The sequence below is a fragment of the Halolamina sp. CBA1230 genome, assembly GCF_002025255.2.
In the GTDB taxonomy this organism is placed as follows: domain Archaea; phylum Halobacteriota; class Halobacteria; order Halobacteriales; family Haloferacaceae; genus Halolamina.
The window spans coordinates 840995-860225 of sequence record NZ_CP054587.1; the positions used below are offsets into that span (position 1 = coordinate 840995).

Here is a 19231-nt window from a genome sequence, read left to right on the forward strand (position 1 = left end):
ATGACACGACAGCCACGCAAACAACGAAACCAGAAGCGAGACGCCGACCTGCACGAGAAGCAGAAGCAGGTTCGGGCCACGCTGACGGCCGACCTCCGCGAGGAGTACGGCCAGCGGAACGTCCGCGTCAACGCGGGCGACACCGTCGAGGTGCTTCGCGGCGACCACGCCGGCGAGGAGGGCGAGGTCCTGGAGGTCGATCTCCGGGACGAGGTCATCCACGTCGAGGAGGTCACCGTGGAGAAGACGGACGGGGAGGAGGTTCCCCGGCCGCTCGACGCCTCGAACGTCCGCGTGACCGACCTGAACCTCGAGGACGAGGTGCGGGAGGAGCGTCTCGAGGAGGACAACGAATGACGAAACACCAGAAGCGACTCTCGGTACCGAACTCCTGGCCGGTCGCACGGAAGGAGCAGACGTTCACGGTCAAGGCCGACGCCGGCCCCCACGGTGAGGACGGGGTTCCCCTACTCATCGTGCTCCGGGACGTGCTCGGCTACGTGGACTCCCGCAAGGAGGCCCGCTACGCGCTGAACAACGACGCGGTGCTCGTCAACGGCGACGCGATCGCCGACGAGGGCCGGCCGATCGGGATGTTCGACATCCTGGCGTTCCCGGCCCGCGAGGAGTACTTCCGCGTGTTCCCCGGCGAGGGCGGCCGCCTCGCGCTCACTCCGATCGACGAGGAGAGCGCGGCCTCCCGCCTCGGGAAGATCACCGACAAGCGCCAGGTCACTGGCGGCGAGTTCCAGCTGTCGCTGCACGACGGCACCACCCTCCAACTGGAGGACGCCGACGAGTACAGCGCCGGCGACTCGCTGGTGATCGACAACGAGGACAAGGAGATCGTCGCCCACTTCGAGTACGGCGAGGGCGCGCTCGTCACCGCCGTCGACGGCCAGCACGCCGGCGAGATCGGCGAGGTCGACGAGATCCTCGTCACCCCCGGCTCCGGTCGCAACTCCGTGACCGTTTCCACCGACGACGGCTCCTTCGAGACCGTCGAGGAGTACGTCGTCACCATCGACGAGAACTTCGTGGGTGATGACGATGAGTGAAGCCGAATCGGAGTTCCACACGATGCGCGAACCGGGCATCGAGAAAGTCGTCGTCCACATGGGCGTCGGCCAGGGTGGTCGTGACCTCGGCAACGCCGAGGAGATCATCGAGGAGATCACGGGCCAGCAGTCGGTCCGAACCAGCGCGAAGCGCACGGTGCAGGCGTTCGACATCCGCGAGGGCGACCCGATCGGCGCGAAGGTCACCCTCCGGAACGAGGACGCCCGCGAGTTCCTCGAGACCGCGCTCCCGCTCGCGGACATCAGCGCGTCGCAGTTCGACGAGGCCGGCAACGTCAGCTTCGGCGTCGACGAACACACCGCGTTCCCGAGCCAGGAGTACGACCCCAACACCGGGATCTACGGACTGGACGTGACCGTCACGCTGGTCCGGCCGGGCTACCGCGTCGCCCAGCGCGACCAGGTGACCCGCTCGATCCCCGAGACACACCGCATGACCACCGAGGACGCCATCGCGTTCCTCGAAACCGAGTTCGACGTGGAGATCGACGAATGAGTGAACTAGACGGCGAACACACCGGCAACGAGGAGACCGGCGAGCACGCCACCCAGGGCAGCACGCAGGAGCGGCAGTGCCGACGCTGCGAGCGCACCGAGGGGCTGGTGAGCAAGTACGGCGTCTTCGTCTGCCGGCAGTGTTTCCGAGAGATCGCCCGCAGCATGGGCTTCCGGAAGTACAGATAACTATGGCAGGAAACGACCCACTGGTGAGTGCCCTCTCCGGCATCGACAACGCCGAGAGCGTCGGGCACCTCGACCACACGGTAGCACCCGCCTCGAACGTGATCGGCAGTATCCTCGAGGTCTTCTACGACCGCGGGTACATCGGCGGCTTCGAGTTCGTCGACGACGGCCGAGCAGGCAAGTTCGAGGTCGAACTGAGTGGCGCCATCAACGACTGCGGGGCGGTCAAGCCCCGCTACTCGGTCGGCGCTGACGAGTACGAGCAGTGGGAGAAGCGGTTCCTCCCGGCCCGTGACTACGGGTCGCTCATCGTCACGACCAGCCACGGCGTCATGAGCCACTACGAGGCCCGCGAACAGGGCATCGGTGGCCAAGTCATCGCATACGTATACTGATGAGCAGGACAGAACTCACGATCCCGGACGACGTCTCCGCGGAGCTCGACCATCTCGACCTCACCGTCGAGGGACCGAACGGGTCCGTCACGCGACGGCTCTGGTACCCCGACGTGACCGTCAGTGTCGAGGACGGCAGCGTGGTCATCACGGCGCCCGACGAGTCGGGCGCCAAGACCCGCGCCACGGTCGGCACCTTCGAGAGCCACGTTCGGAACATGTTCCACGGCGTGACCGAGGGCTGGACCTACGAGATGGAGGTCTTCTACGCCCACTTCCCGATGCAGGTGGAAGTGCAGGGCGAGGAGATCGTCATCGAGAACTTCCTCGGCGAGCGCGCCCCACGGCGGACGCCGATCCGGGGCGACACGCAGGTCGAGATCGACGGCGAGCAGCTCACCCTGTCGGGCTCCGACAAGGAGGCCGTCGGCCAGACCGCAGCGGATATCGAACAGCTCACACGCGTCAGCGACAAGGACAACCGCGTGTTCCAGGACGGCGTGTACATCACGGAGAAACCCACGGGTGATGCCTGATGGCTGACGACGCACCCGAGGAGATCGAGGACATCAGCGGCGTCGGGCCCTCGAAGGCCGAGACGCTCGCGGAGGCCGGCTACGACTCCGTCGAGGACCTCAAGGCCGCCTCCCAGTCCGAACTCGCCGAGGTCGAGGGGGTCGGCAACGCCCTCGCGGCCCGGATCAAGGCGGACGTCGGCGGCCTCGAAGTCGAAGAGGAGACCGAGGCCGAGATCGAGGACGAGGCGGAAGAAGAGGAAGCCGAGGAGGAGGAGGTCGAGACCGAGCTCCGCCCCCGCGGCCACGCCGACAAGACGCCCGACCTCGACGACGAGACCGCGGCTGCCCTCGCCCAGAAGCACCGCGAGGGGAAGCCGAAGTTCAACCGTCAGGACCACCACAAGAAGAAGCGCGTCTCCACCTCGTGGCGGCGCCCGCGCGGCCAGCTCTCGAAGCTGCGCCGCGGCATCAAGGGGAAAGGCGACACGGTCGAGGCGGGGTTCCGCTCGCCGAAGGCGGCTCGTGGCCTCCACCCCAGTGGCTTCGAGGAAGTGTACGTCCACAACGTCGACGACCTCGACGGCGTGGACGCCGACACGGAAGCGGTCCGCATCGCCTCGAAGGTCGGCGCCCGCAAGCGCGAGCGCATCGAGGAGGAGTGTGAGGACGCCGGCATTCGCGTCCTCAACCCGACCTACGTCGAAGTGGAGGTAGAGGAATGACGGATCTGAGCGCACAGAAGCGGCTCGCCGCCGAGGAGCTCGACGTCGGCGAGAACCGCGTCTGGTTCGACCCGGAGGCACAGGACGAGCTCGCGGAGGCGATCACCCGCGAGGACATCCGCGACCTGATCGCGGACGGAACCATCCGCGCGGAGGACGCCAAGTCCAACTCCCGTGGCCGCGCCCGCGAACGGCAGGCCAAGCGTGACTACGGTCACCAGACCGGCGCCGGCTCCCGGAAGGGGAAGTCCGGTGCCCGGCGGGACAGCAAGGAGGACTGGGTCAGCCGCATCCGCGCCCAGCGCGAGCGGCTGAAGGAGCTCCGCGACGAGGAGGAGGTTCTCGACGCCTCCCAGTACCGCGAGCTGTACAACAAGGCCAGCGGCGGCGAGTTCGATAGCGTCGCCCGCCTCGAGGCCTTCGCGGAGAACAACTACGACGTCGAGATCGGAGGCGACGACTAATGGCAACAGGACCACGATACAAGGTGCCGATGCGTCGTCGCCGTGAGGTCCGCACGGACTACCATCAGCGGTTGCGCCTGCTGAAATCCGGCAAGCCTCGCCTGGTCGCCCGGGTGAGCAACAAGCACGTCAGGGCGCAGCTGGCCAGTCCCGGACCGGACGGCGACGAGATCCACGCCGCAGCGTCCAGCGAGGACCTGTCGGAGTACGGCTGGGAGGCCCCCACGGGCAATCTCCCGAGCGCGTACCTGACGGGCTACCTCGCGGGCCTGCGCGCGGTCGACGCCGGCCTCGACGAGGCCGTGCTCGACCTGGGTCTCAACACGGCGACGCCCGGCAGTAAGGTGTTCGCAGTACAGGAAGGTGCAATCGACGCAGGGCTCGAGATCCCCCACAGTGACAGCGTCCTCGCGGACTGGTCGCGTAACCGTGGCGAGCATATCGCCGAGTACGCCGAGCAGGTCGAGGGCGATCTGTACAGCGGGGAGTTCGACGCCACGGAGCTGCCCGCGCACTTCGACGACGTGCGCGAGGCGCTCCAGGAGGACCACGAATGAGCCAGAACGACGGCTGGGAGCCGGTAACGCGGCTCGGCAAGCAAGTGCAGGACGGAGAGATCACCTCCATGCAGGAGGCGCTGGAGTCCGGGCTCCCGCTGAAGGAGCACGAGATCGTTGACCAGCTCCTCCCCGGCATGGAGGACGAAGTACTGGACATCAACATGGTCCAGCGCATGACCGACTCCGGCCGGCGGGTGAAGTTCCGCTGTGTCGTCGTCGTGGGGAACCGCGACGGCTACCTCGGCTACGCCGAGGGCCGCGACGATCAGGTCGGCGGCGCGATCCAGAAGGCCATCGAAGTGGCCAAGCTGAACGTGATCAGCGTCGACCGCGGCTCGGGCTCCTGGGAGGACCAGGCCGGCGGCGTGAACTCGCTGACCCGGCGTGCCGAGGGGAAAGCCGGCTCCGTCGAGGTCGAAGTCATCCCGGCCCCGCAGGGGCTCGGGCTGGCCGGCGCCGAGACCGTCCGGAACATCCTCGAACTGGCCGGCGTGCAGGACGCCTGGACCCAGTCGAACGGGAACACCCGGACGACGGTCAACCTCGCGAAGGCGACGTTCAACGCGCTCGAGAACGCCTCGCAGGCGCGCACGCCGGACCGCGCACGGCGCGTCCAGCGTGAGGCCGAGGACGGGGTGAGCAACTGATGCGGGCGGTCGTCCAGCTCCGCGGCGAGATCGACATGAACCAGGGCCAGCGCGACACCCTGGACATGCTCAACATCGGCCGCGTCAACCACGCGACGCTCGTCCCCGAGACCGACACGTACGACGGGATGGTCGCGAAGGTCAACGACTTCGTCGCCCACGGCGAGCCCTCCGTCGAGACGCTGGCGCTCGTGCTCGAGACGCGTGCGGACGCGCTCGACGCCGACGCCGACGTCGACGAGGAGTACCTCGCCGAGGAGACGGAGTACGACAGCTTCGAGGCGCTCGCGGAGGCGCTGCTCGACGAGGAGACGACGCTGCGCGAGCAGAACATCTCCCCGACGCTGCGGCTCCACCCGCCACGCGGCGGGCACGACGGCATCAAGCATCCGGACAGCACGAGCGGGGAGCTCGGTCCCCACGAGGAGATCGATCCGCTCCTGGAGGCGATGCGATAATGACCAGCAAGAAACGACGACAGCGCGGCTCCCGCACCCACGGCGGCGGTAGCCACAAGAACCGGCGCGGCGCCGGCCACCGTGGCGGCCGCGGCAAGGCGGGCAGCCGCAAACACGAGATGCACCACTACGGGCCCTGGGCGAAGCACGGCTTCACCCAGCCCGAGGAGGTACAGGACAACGTCGTCGAGGTGCGCGTCCAGAAGATCGACGAGGACGCCGCGCTGCTGGCGGCCGAGGGCGTCGCCGAGAACGACGACGGCGCCTACACGATCGACGCTCGCGACGTGGCCGAGGACGGCTGGGAGGCCGACGTTGTGAAGGTGCTCGGCAACGGGCAGGTCCGCCAGGAGCTGCACGTCACCGCCGACGCGTTCAGCGACGCCGCGAGTGAGCTGATCGAGGACGCCGGTGGCTCGACCACCGTCTCCGAGCGCGCCCAGGAGCGCGCCGAGCGGGAGGCCGAGCAGGCCGCTGACGACGAGAGCGAGGACTGACCATGAGCTGGAAGGAGACCGCCGAACCGGTGCTCACGCGGATGCCCACGGTCGCGCGGCCGGAGGGGCACGTCCCCTTCAAGCGCAAGCTGCTGTGGACCGCCGGCATCCTCGTGATGTACTTCTTCCTGACGAACGTCACGCTGTACGGGCTCCAGACCGGAGGCGGCGACTTCTACGGCCAGTTCCGGTCGATCCTCGCCGGCGCGTCCGGCTCGATCCTCCAGCTCGGGATCGGCCCCATCGTCACGGCGTCGATCGTGCTCCAGCTGCTGGGCGGGGCGGACCTGCTCGGGCTGGACACGGAGAACGACCCGCGTGACCAGGTGCTGTACCAGGGGCTCCAGAAGCTGCTGGTCGTCGTGATGTGCGTCCTGACCGGCGCGCCGATGGTGTTCGCGAGCCCGATCCTGAGCGCCGACCCGCAGGTCGCGCAGTCGCTGGGGATCGGTCTCCGCGGCGTCGAGGGGCTGCTGTTCGCCCAGATCATGGTCGGCGGGATCCTGATCCTGTTCATGGACGAGATCGTGAGCAAGTGGGGCGTCGGCTCCGGGGTCGGCCTGTTCATCATCGCCGGCGTGAGCCAGCGCCTCGTCAGCGGCCTGTTCGGCTGGCAGGGGCTGACGGGCAACAGTGGGTTCGTCTCCTCCTGGATCGGGATCATCACCGGGAGCACCGAGCTCCCGGGGTCGCCGCTGACCACCGACGGGCTCAGCGCGATCTTCCTCGGCCAGGGGATGATCCTCGCGATGATCACGACGGTGCTGATCTTCGTCGTGGTCGTCTACGCCGAGAGCGTTCGCGTGGAGATCCCCCTCTCGCACGCCCGCGTGAAGGGGGCCCGCGGGAAGTTCCCCGTGAAGCTCATCTACGCGAGCGTCCTGCCGATGATCCTCGTCCGGGCGCTGCAGGCGAACCTGCAGTTCCTCGGGCAGATCCTCCACAGCCAGTGGGCCGGCATGCCCGCCTGGCTGGGCGAGTACGACCAGCAGAGCGGCCAGGTCATCGAGGGGATCTTCTGGTACCTCAAGCCGATCCAGGCGCCCGAGCAGTGGATGTGGTTCACGGGCGCGACCGTCACCGCCGAGTGGTGGGAGGTCGTGATCCGCATCGCCATCGACCTGACGTTCATGGTGGTCGGCGGCGCGATCTTCGCGATCTTCTGGGTGGAGACCACCGGGATGGGCCCGGAGGCCACCGCCAAGCAGATCCAGAACTCCGGGATGCAGATCCCCGGGTTCCGGCGGAACCCCCAGGTGATCGAGAAGGTGATGGAGCGGTACATCCCGCAGGTCACCGTCATCGGCGGCGCCCTCGTCGGGCTGCTGGCGGTGATGGCGAACATGCTCGGCACCATCGGCGAGGTCTCCGGAACCGGGCTGCTGCTGACGGTCTCTATCACGTACAAGCTGTACGAGGAGATCGCCGAGGAGCAGCTGATGGAGATGCACCCGATGATGCGCCAGATGTTCGGCTCGGAGTAACCCCACTGGGGACCCACCTTTTTTCTAGGCTGTCTCCTTACGTTGGGCATACTCATGCCCGACGGCCCACATAGCAAGGTCAAACTCAACGTCCGAGTCTCACCTTCCAAGAAAGAGGAATGGAAGGACGCACTCGAAGAGGGTGAGACCCTCACATCGTTAGTACAGCGAGCTGTCGATCACGAGATCCGGGACGAGTATGTCCTGAAGGACGCTATCGAGGAAGTCGTCGCTTCACCTCAGCAATCAGAGGTTGATTTCTCAGAGGTTACGGACCAGGTCGGAGAGTTACAGCAGGACATCAACTCGCTCGAAGGCAAAATCGACACACTGTCCGCAGCCAATTCGTCGTCAAGGGAGACGACCGATGTTGTAGAGTTAGCGATGGATGTCTTGCCGCGGATTCCTTCTTACCCTGGCGACATTCCCCAACACGTGCATGAGTCGTTAGGGGGGAAAGGTGAGATGGATGATCAAGAGTACATCCGGTTCCTAGTCAAATCGTCTCGTGAGTCTTCTGATTTCTCAATCGAGGGGAGTGCTCAACGTATATCGAACGAAATGGGGGAGCCAGCCCATATCGTCCGTGAAGCCCTCATACACCTCGAAACGAACACGACGGAGAACGTGACAAGCGCTGTCGTGGATGGCACCCGCCACTGGATGCAACTATGAGAAACAACAAGGGTCAATACTCCAGTCCTGCTGACAAGCAGATTTCGGAGGAAATGGAGGAATTGCTGGGAATATACCTTGACAGTCTCCAGCAACAAAAATCAGACACGTCTGACAGTACGATCGAGACTCGAAGCCGAGAAGTCCGTTACTGGCTTGCGTTCTGTGAACATAACGATATTGAGCCACTTCGTGCGACCACTGCTGACGTACGCGCCTATCTCCAGACGATCACGGACAAATCTGACACGACGATCGGCAATTACTACGCTTCTGTTCAGTCCTTTTACTCGATCACTCAAAACGACCAGGCACACAAACGGTTGGAACTTGCTAACGGCCATCCCTGCGACAAGAATGCAGGGATTAGCCTCAAAGATGACTACGGCGTCCATCGGTCTACTCCCGAATATCGAAAACAACACAGCCTCTCTGCCAAGGAGATCGACGGCATTCGAGAGAATTCTGGGGACGTTCTGGCGTTGATACCCGAAAAAGTCGAGATGCTATTCGACAACGTGCCCGGAAAGACTCCTGAAACGCGATTAAGGAACGAGGTTGCATGCCGGCTGAATTGGTATACTGGATGCCGGAGCGTCGAATTGTCCAGGCTGAAAATACAGAATATTGACTGGGAAAACTGCGCCATCAACGTCAAATCTGCCAAACTCAAAGCATCCGAGAACCCAGATCTCGTTCGCCGGAACGTATTCTTCCCCGAAGAATTCAGGTTCCAACTTAAACGATGGTGTGAACGTGTCCGACACGGATTCTCATCTCAAGTGGAACCAGAACACGGAGCCATCCTCTGTACGACTCACAGCAAGACGATGGACGGAGCACAAATTAATGATATCGTCAAACAGGCTGCCGACAACGCAGGTGTTCAGCGTCCTTTGCGACCAGCGAACCCAGAACCTAACGAGGAAATTAAGGAGTGGTTCGTAACGACTCATAGAATTCGACGAAGCGCGATTAGCTACTGGGTCAATGATTGCGAGACTATTGACCTCCATCAGGCACGGCGACTCGCAGGCCACGCACGGTTGGATCAAACGATGGAATACGTGGAAGACGACGAAGAACAATTGGCCGAAGATTATCAACAAGCCATGGGGTAATGAGTTGGTTCTACTGGAATTATATTGGGGTTGCCTCGACTATCAGGCAGATGTTTAAATACGACCATGGCATTAACTGCTTCAGAGCATGTCACAACCAAGTACAGAGAAGAGTGAAACTATATTTGAAAGTGTAAAAGCTATCGAAGCAGACTGCCGAACAGTTGAAGGAATCGCCGAATACAAAGTATATGTCGAAGAAAATTCGATTTCGGATGATATCGCTGAGGGGGCCGGTATCCGTCGTTGGGTTGAGCACGCTGTCGAAAACCACCTTGAAAGAGAACTCTCAAAAGAAGGGCACGATGTCGTCTGTCACGCCCGTGCGAGCGACATCACCGAAGATAGGGCGGTAACTGACGCAGATTTGGAATCAAGCGTATCGGTATATTCGGTGTGGGCTAAATTTCGTTGATTCTCAGGTAGCTCGTTTTGACTTTGAATCTAATGAGAGCCGACCCACGACACGATTAGTGTAGAGGACTCACCTATCGTGCAGTACAGACTACTCATTTGAATCGCCAATAGGCTTATCCCCTGACTGATTATTGTGTGTTAGTCAATGCCTTGCATTAATTGTGGTGAAGATACAGAGATAGCGAGGTTTTCACTCCAATTTGAGCGAGCGAACGGGGACTTGAAAGAACTCGAACTGGAATTATGTGATGACTGTCTTACAGAGATTCTCTCCGAGCGGTGGATCTCCAAAGTATAATCTTAGCCTGGCAACTTCCCTACGAGGCCCCTTACCGACTCTATATTGAGAAACCGCGGCGTTTGCTCGCAATACTGCTCGTATTCGTCGCCGTAGTGTTCACGGAGCCATGGCTCTTCAGCGAATGGGAAGAGGATGTAGATGAGTGCGGTCAGTGACCCATGTACCGCCAGTTTCTGCGAATTTACTGCAAGCATCGCTCCAACGATGAAGGTGACAAACCCGACGCTCTGTGGATTCCGGGTATATTCGTAGATTCCATCGGTTCGAAGATCACCCTCCCGTCCACTACTTTCCATCCACCCGAGTTCGAAGAGTGCTGAGAGCGAAAACGCCATGCCGAACACAGAGAGGAGTGTGCCGACAATTCGAAGGGATACACTCGTAACTCGGAACGAGTCCCAGTCACGGTAGGCCAGCACGGGAAATCCGGTGAAGACTACCGAGAGTGCCGACCAGTTGAACCACCAACGCCATTTACTGTCACCGATCGGCCAGAGACGTCGATCGGGGACAAACACACTGACAACGTATCCAACAATCAGGACAGCATCGGCGATCATCGTGGTGAGAAAGGCACGATCTGATCGGGACGCCATAATCAAGATTGGTTATCATCAGGGTAAAAGCATTAGTGATATTAATTGCTAGCTGTATTTTCATTCTCACTCAGCCCATGGGGAAATCAAATACCCAACTAGTGGAGTTCTTCGGAACGCGACATTTTGTTCCCATTCAACGGGAGAATGGCTGATGAACGGAACGACTAATTGACTAGCGGGGCAACCGGCTATGATGGACGATTCCGGACGGAGCGCAACATTAGGTATTCTGTCGTCACTGATGTCCTTTGCTACCGTCTGGCTCCTACTAGGTGTTCTCCCCGGTACTGTCGCTGCACATGGAACAACTACGGGAGGTCTGTCCCACTGGCACGGTATCGCTCTCTTGGTACTGGGAGGCGTCATAACCGGAGTAGGAATCCTAGCGAAGCGATACGACAAGGGAACACTGAGGATGATTCTCTCTACTGTCTTCGTCGGAATCGTCGTTGCCGCTATCGGCGCAGTGCTGTTTGACGTCCACTCCCCAGACCCTGTCTATAGTGCCAGTAGGATGCCGTTCCCGCGCTCATTCTATCCATTTATTGGGGCCGCTGTTGGGTTATCTGCCATCGTCGTGAGCTTCTTCCTCGGATGGCTACGGTGGCCGACCCGCCCGCGGTACACCTTCCTGGGCATGCTGATGGGCGGCTGGATACTCTACCCGTACATCGTTCCCGGATTCGCCAGCAAGAACCCGCTCGGGTACGCGCTCGTGCTGGGAACTCCGGTCGCCGTCGGGTACGTCCTTTGGACCGATGCAAGCGAAGTTCTTCGAGTCATAATGAACGACCCTCTCGCTCGCCGGTTCGGAACCGGAATCGGCATCGTCACCGGCCTGTTTTTCCTCTCGATCACGGGGTATCTCTCCTTCTTCCCTGAAGAGGGCGTCCCGCAACAGACAGTCATGACGGTGATTCCGGCACAGTATCAGCTCGTCGTCTGGCCGACGTTCGAACTGCTGATCCCAGAAGTGCCCTTCTTCCTCGCTCTTTCGCCAGGCGTCGTCGTTATCGTTGGGACACTCTCCGTGCTGGTCGGGATTCAAGCCAGCCTCATCGCGCGGAAATGGCGGGTTGACGAGCAGGTCGGTGCAACAATGAGTACGGCGAACACATCCGCTATTGTCGGCACATGTACGTGTGGCTGCTGTGGTCCGCTGGTCGCAAAGGTCGCCGTCCTCGTCGCCGGCCCGACGATCACGGCCCCATTGTACTGGGTGTTCGTCGATACATCGTCGCCACTGAGTGTGATCTTCATCGTCGGAAGCATGTTGCTGTTCACGGGCAGCATCCTCTACTCGATTGGGTCAGTATATCATCCAGACCGCTCTACTGATATCGCGTCAGTACAGGCTGACTGAAAGTCTATTTACCGACGCCGTCCGCAACTAGCCTGCTACGGAGTCCACTATGGGAGATGGTCATAGTCACAACGGGGAGGGTCGAAGCACCCGAAAGCTCGCCATCGTCGCTGGAATCAATCTTGTCGGGTTCGTTGCAGAGCTCGTTGGGGGGCTTCTCTTCGGCTCGGTCGCACTCATCGGGGACGCCCTTCACATGCTGTTCGACGCTGTGGCATACGTGCTCGCGCTCGGGGCAGTTTACGTCGGTCGGCGAACGGAGCCCGGGAGCCGCTGGTCGTACGGGCTGAACCGACTGGAACCGCTCGCTGCATTCTTGAACGGCGTTCTGTTGGTCCCGATGGTCGGCTACCTCGTCTGGGAATCGTACCAACGATACCTGCAGCCGGTCGAAATCGAACCACTGCAGACAGCCGCATTGGCGGCTGGTGGATTAGTTCTCAACATTGCCTCCGTGTACGTGATTCAGGGTGGGTCGATGAGTCTCAACGAGCGTGGCGCGTACTATCACCTCCTCGGAGATACCGGTGCATCCATCGCTGTGATCGTCTCAATGCTGGTCGTCCAGTTCTCCGGGTCGAAGCTTGCGGATCCGATTACTGCCGTCATCATCGCGGTGATAATCGTCTGGTCCGCTGTCGAGTTGATTCGTGAAAGTGGCGCAATCTTCCTGCAGCGGAGTCCAGTTTCCGTGGAGGACGTCCGACAACGACTCCTCGAAGTCGGTGGCGTAGCGAGCGTCGAAGACGCGCACATCTGGGAGCTATCCAGCTCTCTCCGTATTGCGACCGTCCACGTTCGTGATCATGCGACGACGGTCGCAGAACGGGACTCTCTCAACGAACGGATTTCCACGATTCTCGCCTCAGAGTACGATGCGGATCACGTCACGGTTGATCTCGTGTCCGCCGGAAACGACACCGAGAGGCGGCGGGAACACTGACCACTCGAAAGTTAATATCTCAACTCCAGAAATTTGTTAATCACTACTATCTAATGGGGTGTTATTGGCAGAAGAATTGTTAACCTCTCGCCGTCTACCCTGCAGCATGACCGGTGGAGAGGATTCACATCACGATCACGACCACGATCATGGCGGACATGATCATGATCACGACCACGGACACGGTGGTTCTGAAAACGAAGTAGCCGGTGACCTCGCGGGGGAGGAGTCGGTCCAGCTTACGGTTCCGGAGATGGATTGCCCGTCCTGTGCCGGGAAAGTCGAAAAGAGCGTTCGAAAACTCGACGCCGTCGAGACGGTCCACCCACAGGTGACGACCGGGACGCTCACGGTGGGGTACGAATCGGACGGGACGACGCCGGAGGATGTCGCGGAGCGTGTCGAGAAAGCCGGCTACGAGGTCGAGGCCGGTGTGGGTGAGGTAACCGAGACGTTCACCGCCCCGGAGATGGACTGCCCGTCCTGTGCCGGGAAGGTCGAGAACGCGGTCGAAGGCGTGGAGGGCGTTACCGCCTATCGAACCCAGCCGACGACCGGCAAAATCACCGTGACGTTCGACCAGTCGCAGACATCTGCAGACGAGGTCACTCGCGCAATCGAGAACGCAGGGTACGAAATCACCGACTCGACTGCCGGCGGAGGTGACGGCGCTGTCGCCGAGACTGAGAGCGTCTGGCGTAGCACCCGGGCCATCAAGACGTGGGTCAGTGGGGGCTTCACCCTCCTGGGGTTGCTATTCGAGTTCGTCCTCGGTGGACTGAACGTCGAACTCCTCGCTACCGCCGGTGTGGCGCTCTCGACTGCCGACGTGTTGTTCCTCGCTGCCGTCGTGACTGGCGGACAGGAGATCGTTCGGGGGGGCTACTACTCGCTGCGAAACCGGAACCTCGACATCGACCTGCTGATGAGTCTCGCCATCCTCGGGGCCGTGACGGTCAGCCTCGTCTTCGGCGAAGCCCTCTACATGGAGGCGGCGACGCTCGCGTTCCTGTTCAGCGTCGCCGAACTGCTGGAACGCTACTCGATGGACAAGGCCCGGAACTCTCTGCAGGAACTGATGGACCTCTCGCCCGACGAAGCGACGGTCCGGCGCGACGGCGAAGACGTGACGCTCCCCGTTGACGAGGTCGAAGTCGGCGACGTAGTCGTGGTGAAGCCTGGTGAGAAGATTCCGCTTGATGGCGAGGTGCTGGAGGGCGAGAGCGCGGTGAATCAGGCCCCCATCACCGGAGAGAGTGTCCCGGTGGACAAGACGACGGGCGACGAGGTATACGCTGGCACGGTCAACGAACAGGGCTACTTGGAGGTGCAGGTCACCTCCGAGGCGGGCGACAACACGCTCTCGCGCATCATCGAGATGGTCGAGGACGCGCAGTCGAACAAAACTGAGCGCGAGCAGTTCGTCGAGCGGTTCGCGGGCTACTACACGCCGCTAGTCGTCGTCTTCGCGGTGCTGGTGACGCTCGCGTCGCCGGCGGTGCTCGGCGCGACACAGACCCAGGCGATCGTCTATGGGTTGACGCTACTGGTGCTCGCCTGTCCGTGCGCGTTCGTGATCTCGACGCCCGTCTCGGTCGTCTCGGGGATCACCAGCGGCGCGAAGAACGGCGTCCTGATCAAGGGCGGCAACCACCTCGAAGCGATGGGCGAGGTCGATGCGGTCGCCCTCGACAAGACGGGGACGCTCACGTTCGGCGAACTCACCGTCACCGACGTGATCCCGCTCGGGGAGAACTCCGAGGACGATGTCCTCCGGTGTGCGAAGGGACTCGAAACCCGGTCGGAGCACCCCATCGGCGACGCTATCGTCGAGCACGCAGAGACACGGGGTGTCAGCGACCGCAGCGTCTTGGAGTTCGAAAGTATCACCGGAAAGGGTGTCCGAGCCGACCTCGACGGCACCGCCCACTACGCGGGGAAACCCGGGCTGTTCCAGGAACTCGGCTTCGACCTCAACCACGTCCACGCTGCGACGGACGGCGGGATGGTCACACAGAAGAGCCGGCAGATGTGTGAGCGGAACGACTGTGTAGACCTGCTGGAGTCCGTCGTCCCCGACCTCCAGTCCGAGGGGAAGACGGTCGTTCTCGTCGGCACCGAGGACGAGATCGAGGGTGCCATCGCCGTCGCCGATGACGTCCGCGAGGAGGCGAAACAGGCGGTTTCCCGCCTCCACGATCTCGGTGTCGAACACGTCGTGATGCTGACGGGGGACAACGAACGAACCGCCCGTGCCATCGCCGAAAAGGTGGGGGTCGATGAATTCCGTGCCGAACTCCTCCCCGAGGACAAGGTTGACGCGGTGCGAGAACTCAACGAGCAGTACGGTGGCGTGGCGATGGTCGGCGACGGGATCAACGACGCCCCCGCACTGGCGACGGCGACTGTCGGCGTCGCCATGGGGGCGGCAGGGACTGACACCGCCATCGAGACCGCCGACATCGCCTTGATGGGCGACGACCTCTCCCGACTGCCGTACCTCTACGAGCTCTCCCACGACGCGAACAGCGTAATCCGGCAGAACATCTGGACCAGCCTCGCAGTGAAAGCTGGCCTCGCGCTCGCCGTGCCGTTCGGGTTCGTCCCGATCTGGGCCGCAGTTTTGATCGGCGACGCCGGGATGACTCTCGGCGTCACTGGGAACGCGATGCGACTCTCCCGTATCACGCCTGAGATGGGAGAATAGTGCCGTAGGTCCACTTCGTACGAACCCTTACGAGAAGGCTACCAATCTCTGTTTCCGGAGCGGTTAGAAGAGTGGATTCAGTCGTCGCTACTCCCGCGTCGCATGTTCGCTGGCTGTCTCAACATGTTCTTCGCCAGTCGCAGCTCTCTCTGAGGCAGAGCGAAACGTCGTTCTAGCTCACGAACACCATATAGAGCATCACGACTGCAGCCCAGAGGATCCCGATCAGGATGACCATCTTGATGTGAAAGATGAATATCTCTTCTTCCTCCTCCTCGCTCGCTTCCTCGTACTGAACGCGTTCTGTCTCTCCGAGCCGTTCTTCGTGTTTCTCTCCGAGATGCAGGTCGTGTGTTCGGTCACTGGTAAACGGCCGGTCGCAGTACGGGCACTGCTGTACGCTCTCGTGGCTATCCGATAGACGAACATCTGGGTGAATCGGTTGTTCAGTCATACGTATGCTGGGTTCACGTACGGTTGGGCGATGATCCACAGGCCCGTCATCGTATAGAGTACCATGACGACGATGAACGGGTACTGACTCCGAATTGGCTTCAGGCTTCCTGGGAACAGCGAGAGGGCGAGTGAATGCGCGATCCAGACTCCTAACACGTGACCCGCGACGATCAGGAGGAGTTTGATGTTGATGAACCATGCGGGGATGGTCAGCGTGTACAACGTTTCGGGCGCTGCGAATGGGTTCGAAACGGCGAGAGCCAGTGCCGGCGAAAGGCCGAGGAAGTACGTGAGATAGTGGGCGACGTGATAGGCCGCAGCAATCGGAATCAATGCTGGGACGAACCACCCCTCGATGAACTCTGTAGTCACGGGCGTTTCAGTGCGCTTTCGGGAGCGAGCGGCGGCGAACCGGTACGCTCCATAGAACACAGCGAACCCTGTCCCAAGCCCGAAGAGATACACGAGCGGATACGGAATCCCGCCCTCGACGATCGCCCTCGTCAGACGGTTCCAACTCCCCGTGGTCACGACGCCGTCGAACGATGTGCCCCAGAGAAGCGCAATCGTGAATGCAACCGTATCTTTCGATGCGGCGGTATCGCTTTCGGCGAGAGACGCTCCGGGGAACTGGACCGTGTACCCGTCGTCGGTCTTCTGAATCGGGGCGATACGCCCGTACACGCGAAACACCCCGGAAATCGGGTCAACTGTCTCGAACCACGTTTCTTCTCCGAATACAACAGCTCCAGAGAGGGTCACTACCGAGTATGCGACGATCACCAACGAAAGCAGACGTGGTACTGCATCGACGGGTGTGACGACCTCAACGTACACCAGGAGCAAGAGGAACACAACGCTTGGCCAGCGGCCATATCGTTCCGGATACGGCCGATCGAGAGAGGGGAGTCGGCTTGCAATCGACTTCCACGGGTTGAGTATCGGCCACGAGTTCCCGATGAAGTACGTACTCATGGAGTAGCCTGCCCACCACCCTGCCCAGACGATCAGTATTGCAGCGTTGTACTGGGGCCGAACTGTCCCAACCAGCCCTCGGTACACGACGAAGACGACGGTCGCTATTCCGAAGAGTTCTCCAGCCGTTTTGAGTACCGATTCCAGAGGTGGGAATTCGGGAAGCGAAAGGGAGCGAGTGTTGACATCGCGGACCGACTCGTGGTCAGTGAGAAAACTGGTGAAGACAAACGACCCGGCAACGACCGCTCCACCGGTGAGAACCGTCAACCACGTCGGAATCGACGCTGACCGGGTCGCTGTACCCCCGACAGACCCTCCCCGTGCGCTGACCAGCCCGGTTACGATCGGGAGCGCAATTACGACCGCAAGTACGGTTCGACGCTGTTTCATTACTCTCAGCGCCTGTCGCAACTTCTCTGTCGAGACTATCTCACGACTCTTGTTCATTGTTGAAGGTATAGCGAATACAGAATCACTCCCAGTCCGGTAGCGACAAACACGCTGTTTGCCAGAACGCCTTCTGCCAGCGGCACTGAGAAGAACTGGTTCGCAACGCCGGAGAGAAGCGCCCCGACAGTAATAATTGCGAAGCCGATACAGAGCAGCTGGAGCGACCGTTCTGGTGTTTTCCTGTATGCTTTGTACGCGACGTAGGAAATCGCTCCGCCGAGAACGAAGATGATCGATTTGACGACGGCGATTCCGAGTTCAACCATCGTCATATCTCATCACCCATCTTCGACCAGAGGTCGCTCAGTCGATCCTCCGGGGGCCGTTCTCTCTCATCTATCTTAATACTGAATTCGCCATTGTCATCCATGGTTACTGCGACTCCTTCGAAACTCCGAACGTATTCTGTCATCTGCCCTGTTTCTGAATCGACTGTGACCTGTTTTCGAACGAGAGAGGCTGTCGTGAGTTGGTTCAGCTTTCGGTACAAGGTCGTCTCCGGAAGATCACAAAGATCCGCGATCTCATTGGGCGTTCGTGGCTCGGTCGTTACCCGGAGGATTTCTCGACAGTCCGGATCGTCGAGTACAGCGAAAACTGTGGACAACGGGCGTTCTGCATCTCCCGAGTCATCTTCCTCCATCGTGGTTTATTTGGTTCGGTTTAACCCGGGTGGGGACGGACGGGTATTCTCCGAGAGCCCACTCATTCCTGCTCTCCACTTCCAGTATCAGCATAAATCTCCAGTAGCTCCTGATACCGGTTTCGTATCGTTACTTCACTGACGTTCGATACCTCTCCGACTGCTTCCTGTGTCAGTGACTGGTTTGTGAGGTACGCCGCCGCGTACAGGGCTGCACCTGCCAGCCCAGCCGGACTTTTACCGCTATGTGCCCCTCGCCCCTTCATAGTCGAAAGGATGTCGATAGCTAGCCGTTCAGACTCGCTTCCGAGATCTAAGTCCGACGCGAATTGGGGGATGTATTCACACGGGTCCTCCGGTTCGATACCGAGAGATAGTTCACGGGAGATGTACCGGTAGGTCCGTTGGAATCGCATCTTTTTGACTCGACTGACAGTCGCAAAGCGCTCCAGCGTACGCAACGACCCGTGTTGTCTGGCGGCTGCATATAGTGATGCTGTCGCCATCCCCTCAATTGACCGCCCACGCAGGAGATCCTCGTCTACGGCCCGCCTATAGATAACACTCGCTGTCTCTTGAACCGATCTGCTGAGACCAAGCGCGGATGCCATCCGGCGGATTTCCCCAAGGGCTTGTCGAATATTTCGATCGCGGGAATCCTTCGTCCTGAACCGTTCGTTCCACGTCCGAAGGCGACCCATCTGCCGCCGCTTCTCGGTCGAGAGTGTCTGGCCATAGCCATCCTGTTTTCTCCCGATCTTCGTACTAAGCCCGTCATCGTGCAGGAGATTTGTAACGGGAGCTCCAACGTGCCGGCCATCGTCGTCTTCGTCGGAGAATGACCGCCAGTCGGGACCTCGATCAATGGCGTCTTCGTCGAGAACTAGGCCACAGCTATTGCAAGCAAACTCCCCGTACTCTTGGGTCTGAACGATCGACCCACTACACTCCGGACACGATTGCACCGAGCGGGTATTGTTTTCCTTTGTGCTACTGTCTTCGCCAGAACGTTTCACACGATCCATAGTTCGATGGCGCTTCTCTTTATTGATCTCGCCCAGTGCAGCATG

Annotated in this window: 25 protein-coding genes; 19 read left to right on the forward strand and 6 right to left on the reverse strand. The window is 60.9% G+C overall.

The features are described 5' to 3' along the window. The 16 genes from rplX (at position 1) to B4589_RS04345 (ending at position 9719) form a co-directional block, all read left to right on the forward strand. Positions 1-357: a 50S ribosomal protein L24 gene (rplX, locus tag B4589_RS04270; protein WP_079233108.1), complete on the forward strand. Its 357-nt coding sequence runs from the start codon at positions 1-3 to the stop codon at positions 355-357. Continuing rightward, entirely contained in the window at positions 354-1058 is a 705-nt protein-coding gene (locus B4589_RS04275) for a 30S ribosomal protein S4e (protein WP_079233109.1), read from the forward strand. Before rplX ends, B4589_RS04275 begins: the two co-directional genes overlap by 4 nt. Next, the gene (locus tag B4589_RS04280; protein ID WP_079235164.1) at positions 1051-1575 is read left to right on the forward strand and encodes a 50S ribosomal protein L5; all 525 of its coding nucleotides are present in this window, start codon (positions 1051-1053) and stop codon (positions 1573-1575) included. The genes B4589_RS04275 and B4589_RS04280 overlap by 8 nt, the downstream gene beginning before the upstream one ends. Next, a complete protein-coding gene (locus B4589_RS04285; protein ID WP_049980745.1) occupies positions 1572-1763 on the forward strand; it encodes a 30S ribosomal protein S14 in 192 nt (63 codons plus the stop codon). The genes B4589_RS04280 and B4589_RS04285 overlap by 4 nt, the downstream gene beginning before the upstream one ends. Positions 1764-1765: 2 nt before the next feature. Beyond that, complete coding sequence (locus B4589_RS04290) at positions 1766-2158, forward strand: 30S ribosomal protein S8 (RefSeq protein ID WP_079233110.1); 393 nt, start codon at positions 1766-1768, stop codon at positions 2156-2158. Further along, positions 2158-2694, forward strand: a complete 537-nt coding sequence (locus B4589_RS04295; RefSeq protein ID WP_079233111.1) for a 50S ribosomal protein L6 — start codon at positions 2158-2160, stop codon at positions 2692-2694. The genes B4589_RS04290 and B4589_RS04295 overlap by 1 nt, the downstream gene beginning before the upstream one ends. After that, on the forward strand, positions 2694-3398 hold the full coding sequence (locus B4589_RS04300; protein ID WP_079233112.1) for a 50S ribosomal protein L32e: 705 nt from the start codon (positions 2694-2696) through the stop codon (positions 3396-3398). The genes B4589_RS04295 and B4589_RS04300 overlap by 1 nt, the downstream gene beginning before the upstream one ends. Next, complete coding sequence (locus B4589_RS04305) at positions 3395-3862, forward strand: 50S ribosomal protein L19e (RefSeq protein ID WP_079233113.1); 468 nt, start codon at positions 3395-3397, stop codon at positions 3860-3862. Before B4589_RS04300 ends, B4589_RS04305 begins: the two co-directional genes overlap by 4 nt. Next, entirely contained in the window at positions 3862-4419 is a 558-nt protein-coding gene (locus tag B4589_RS04310) for a 50S ribosomal protein L18 (RefSeq protein WP_079233114.1), read from the forward strand. The genes B4589_RS04305 and B4589_RS04310 overlap by 1 nt, the downstream gene beginning before the upstream one ends. Next, positions 4416-5069 (forward strand): 30S ribosomal protein S5, encoded by a 654-nt coding sequence (locus B4589_RS04315; RefSeq protein WP_079233115.1) that lies wholly within the window; start codon positions 4416-4418, stop codon positions 5067-5069. The genes B4589_RS04310 and B4589_RS04315 overlap by 4 nt, the downstream gene beginning before the upstream one ends. Next, positions 5069-5527, forward strand: a complete 459-nt coding sequence (locus B4589_RS04320; protein WP_079233116.1) for a 50S ribosomal protein L30 — start codon at positions 5069-5071, stop codon at positions 5525-5527. Before B4589_RS04315 ends, B4589_RS04320 begins: the two co-directional genes overlap by 1 nt. Continuing rightward, positions 5527-6024 carry an uL15m family ribosomal protein gene (locus B4589_RS04325; protein WP_079233117.1) on the forward strand — a complete coding sequence of 166 codons (498 nt, stop codon included), beginning with the start codon at positions 5527-5529 and terminating at the stop codon, positions 6022-6024. Before B4589_RS04320 ends, B4589_RS04325 begins: the two co-directional genes overlap by 1 nt. 2 nt (positions 6025-6026) lie before the next feature. Continuing rightward, positions 6027-7508, forward strand: coding sequence for a preprotein translocase subunit SecY (gene secY, locus B4589_RS04330; RefSeq protein WP_079233118.1), 1482 nt, complete (start codon positions 6027-6029; stop codon positions 7506-7508). Positions 7509-7562: 54 nt separating this feature from the next. Continuing rightward, the gene (locus B4589_RS04335) at positions 7563-8183 is read left to right on the forward strand and encodes a hypothetical protein (protein ID WP_079233119.1); all 621 of its coding nucleotides are present in this window, start codon (positions 7563-7565) and stop codon (positions 8181-8183) included. After that, complete coding sequence (locus tag B4589_RS04340) at positions 8180-9304, forward strand: site-specific integrase (protein WP_079233120.1); 1125 nt, start codon at positions 8180-8182, stop codon at positions 9302-9304. Before B4589_RS04335 ends, B4589_RS04340 begins: the two co-directional genes overlap by 4 nt. 88 nt (positions 9305-9392) lie before the next feature. Then, positions 9393-9719 carry a hypothetical protein gene (locus B4589_RS04345; RefSeq protein ID WP_143414261.1) on the forward strand — a complete coding sequence of 109 codons (327 nt, stop codon included), beginning with the start codon at positions 9393-9395 and terminating at the stop codon, positions 9717-9719. Positions 9720-10021: 302 nt separating this feature from the next. On the opposite strand, the gene B4589_RS04350 is transcribed toward B4589_RS04345, so the two are convergent. After that, positions 10022-10618, reverse strand: coding sequence for an isoprenylcysteine carboxylmethyltransferase family protein (locus tag B4589_RS04350; protein WP_079233121.1), 597 nt, complete (start codon positions 10616-10618; stop codon positions 10022-10024). Between the two features lie 196 nt (positions 10619-10814). Between B4589_RS04350 and B4589_RS04355 the strand changes: the two genes are divergently transcribed. The 3 genes from B4589_RS04355 (at position 10815) to B4589_RS04365 (ending at position 15634) form a co-directional block, all read left to right on the forward strand. Further along, positions 10815-11984, forward strand: a complete 1170-nt coding sequence (locus B4589_RS04355) for a hypothetical protein (RefSeq protein WP_143414262.1) — start codon at positions 10815-10817, stop codon at positions 11982-11984. A gap of 49 nt (positions 11985-12033) precedes the next feature. Continuing rightward, the gene (locus B4589_RS04360) at positions 12034-12927 is read left to right on the forward strand and encodes a cation diffusion facilitator family transporter (RefSeq protein WP_079233123.1); all 894 of its coding nucleotides are present in this window, start codon (positions 12034-12036) and stop codon (positions 12925-12927) included. 106 nt (positions 12928-13033) lie between these two features. Beyond that, the gene (locus tag B4589_RS04365) at positions 13034-15634 is read left to right on the forward strand and encodes a heavy metal translocating P-type ATPase (RefSeq protein ID WP_079233124.1); all 2601 of its coding nucleotides are present in this window, start codon (positions 13034-13036) and stop codon (positions 15632-15634) included. A gap of 172 nt (positions 15635-15806) precedes the next feature. Here the strand turns inward: B4589_RS04365 and B4589_RS04370 are convergent, their stop codons facing one another. The 5 genes from B4589_RS04370 to B4589_RS04390 all read right to left on the reverse strand — a co-directional run bounded on the left by B4589_RS04370 (position 15807) and on the right by B4589_RS04390 (position 19186). Further along, positions 15807-16088: a hypothetical protein gene (locus B4589_RS04370; protein ID WP_217920481.1), complete on the reverse strand. Its 282-nt coding sequence runs from the start codon at positions 16086-16088 to the stop codon at positions 15807-15809. Further along, on the reverse strand, positions 16085-17515 hold the full coding sequence (locus B4589_RS04375) for a hypothetical protein (protein WP_079233125.1): 1431 nt from the start codon (positions 17513-17515) through the stop codon (positions 16085-16087). The genes B4589_RS04370 and B4589_RS04375 overlap by 4 nt, the downstream gene beginning before the upstream one ends. Continuing rightward, positions 17512-17784, reverse strand: a complete 273-nt coding sequence (locus B4589_RS04380; protein WP_255246125.1) for a hypothetical protein — start codon at positions 17782-17784, stop codon at positions 17512-17514. The genes B4589_RS04375 and B4589_RS04380 overlap by 4 nt, the downstream gene beginning before the upstream one ends. Before the next feature lie 2 nt (positions 17785-17786). Next, complete coding sequence (locus B4589_RS04385) at positions 17787-18161, reverse strand: helix-turn-helix domain-containing protein (RefSeq protein WP_079233127.1); 375 nt, start codon at positions 18159-18161, stop codon at positions 17787-17789. Positions 18162-18223: 62 nt separating this feature from the next. After that, positions 18224-19186, reverse strand: coding sequence for a transcription initiation factor IIB family protein (locus B4589_RS04390; RefSeq protein ID WP_079233128.1), 963 nt, complete (start codon positions 19184-19186; stop codon positions 18224-18226). Between the last annotated feature and the right edge of the window lie 45 nt (positions 19187-19231).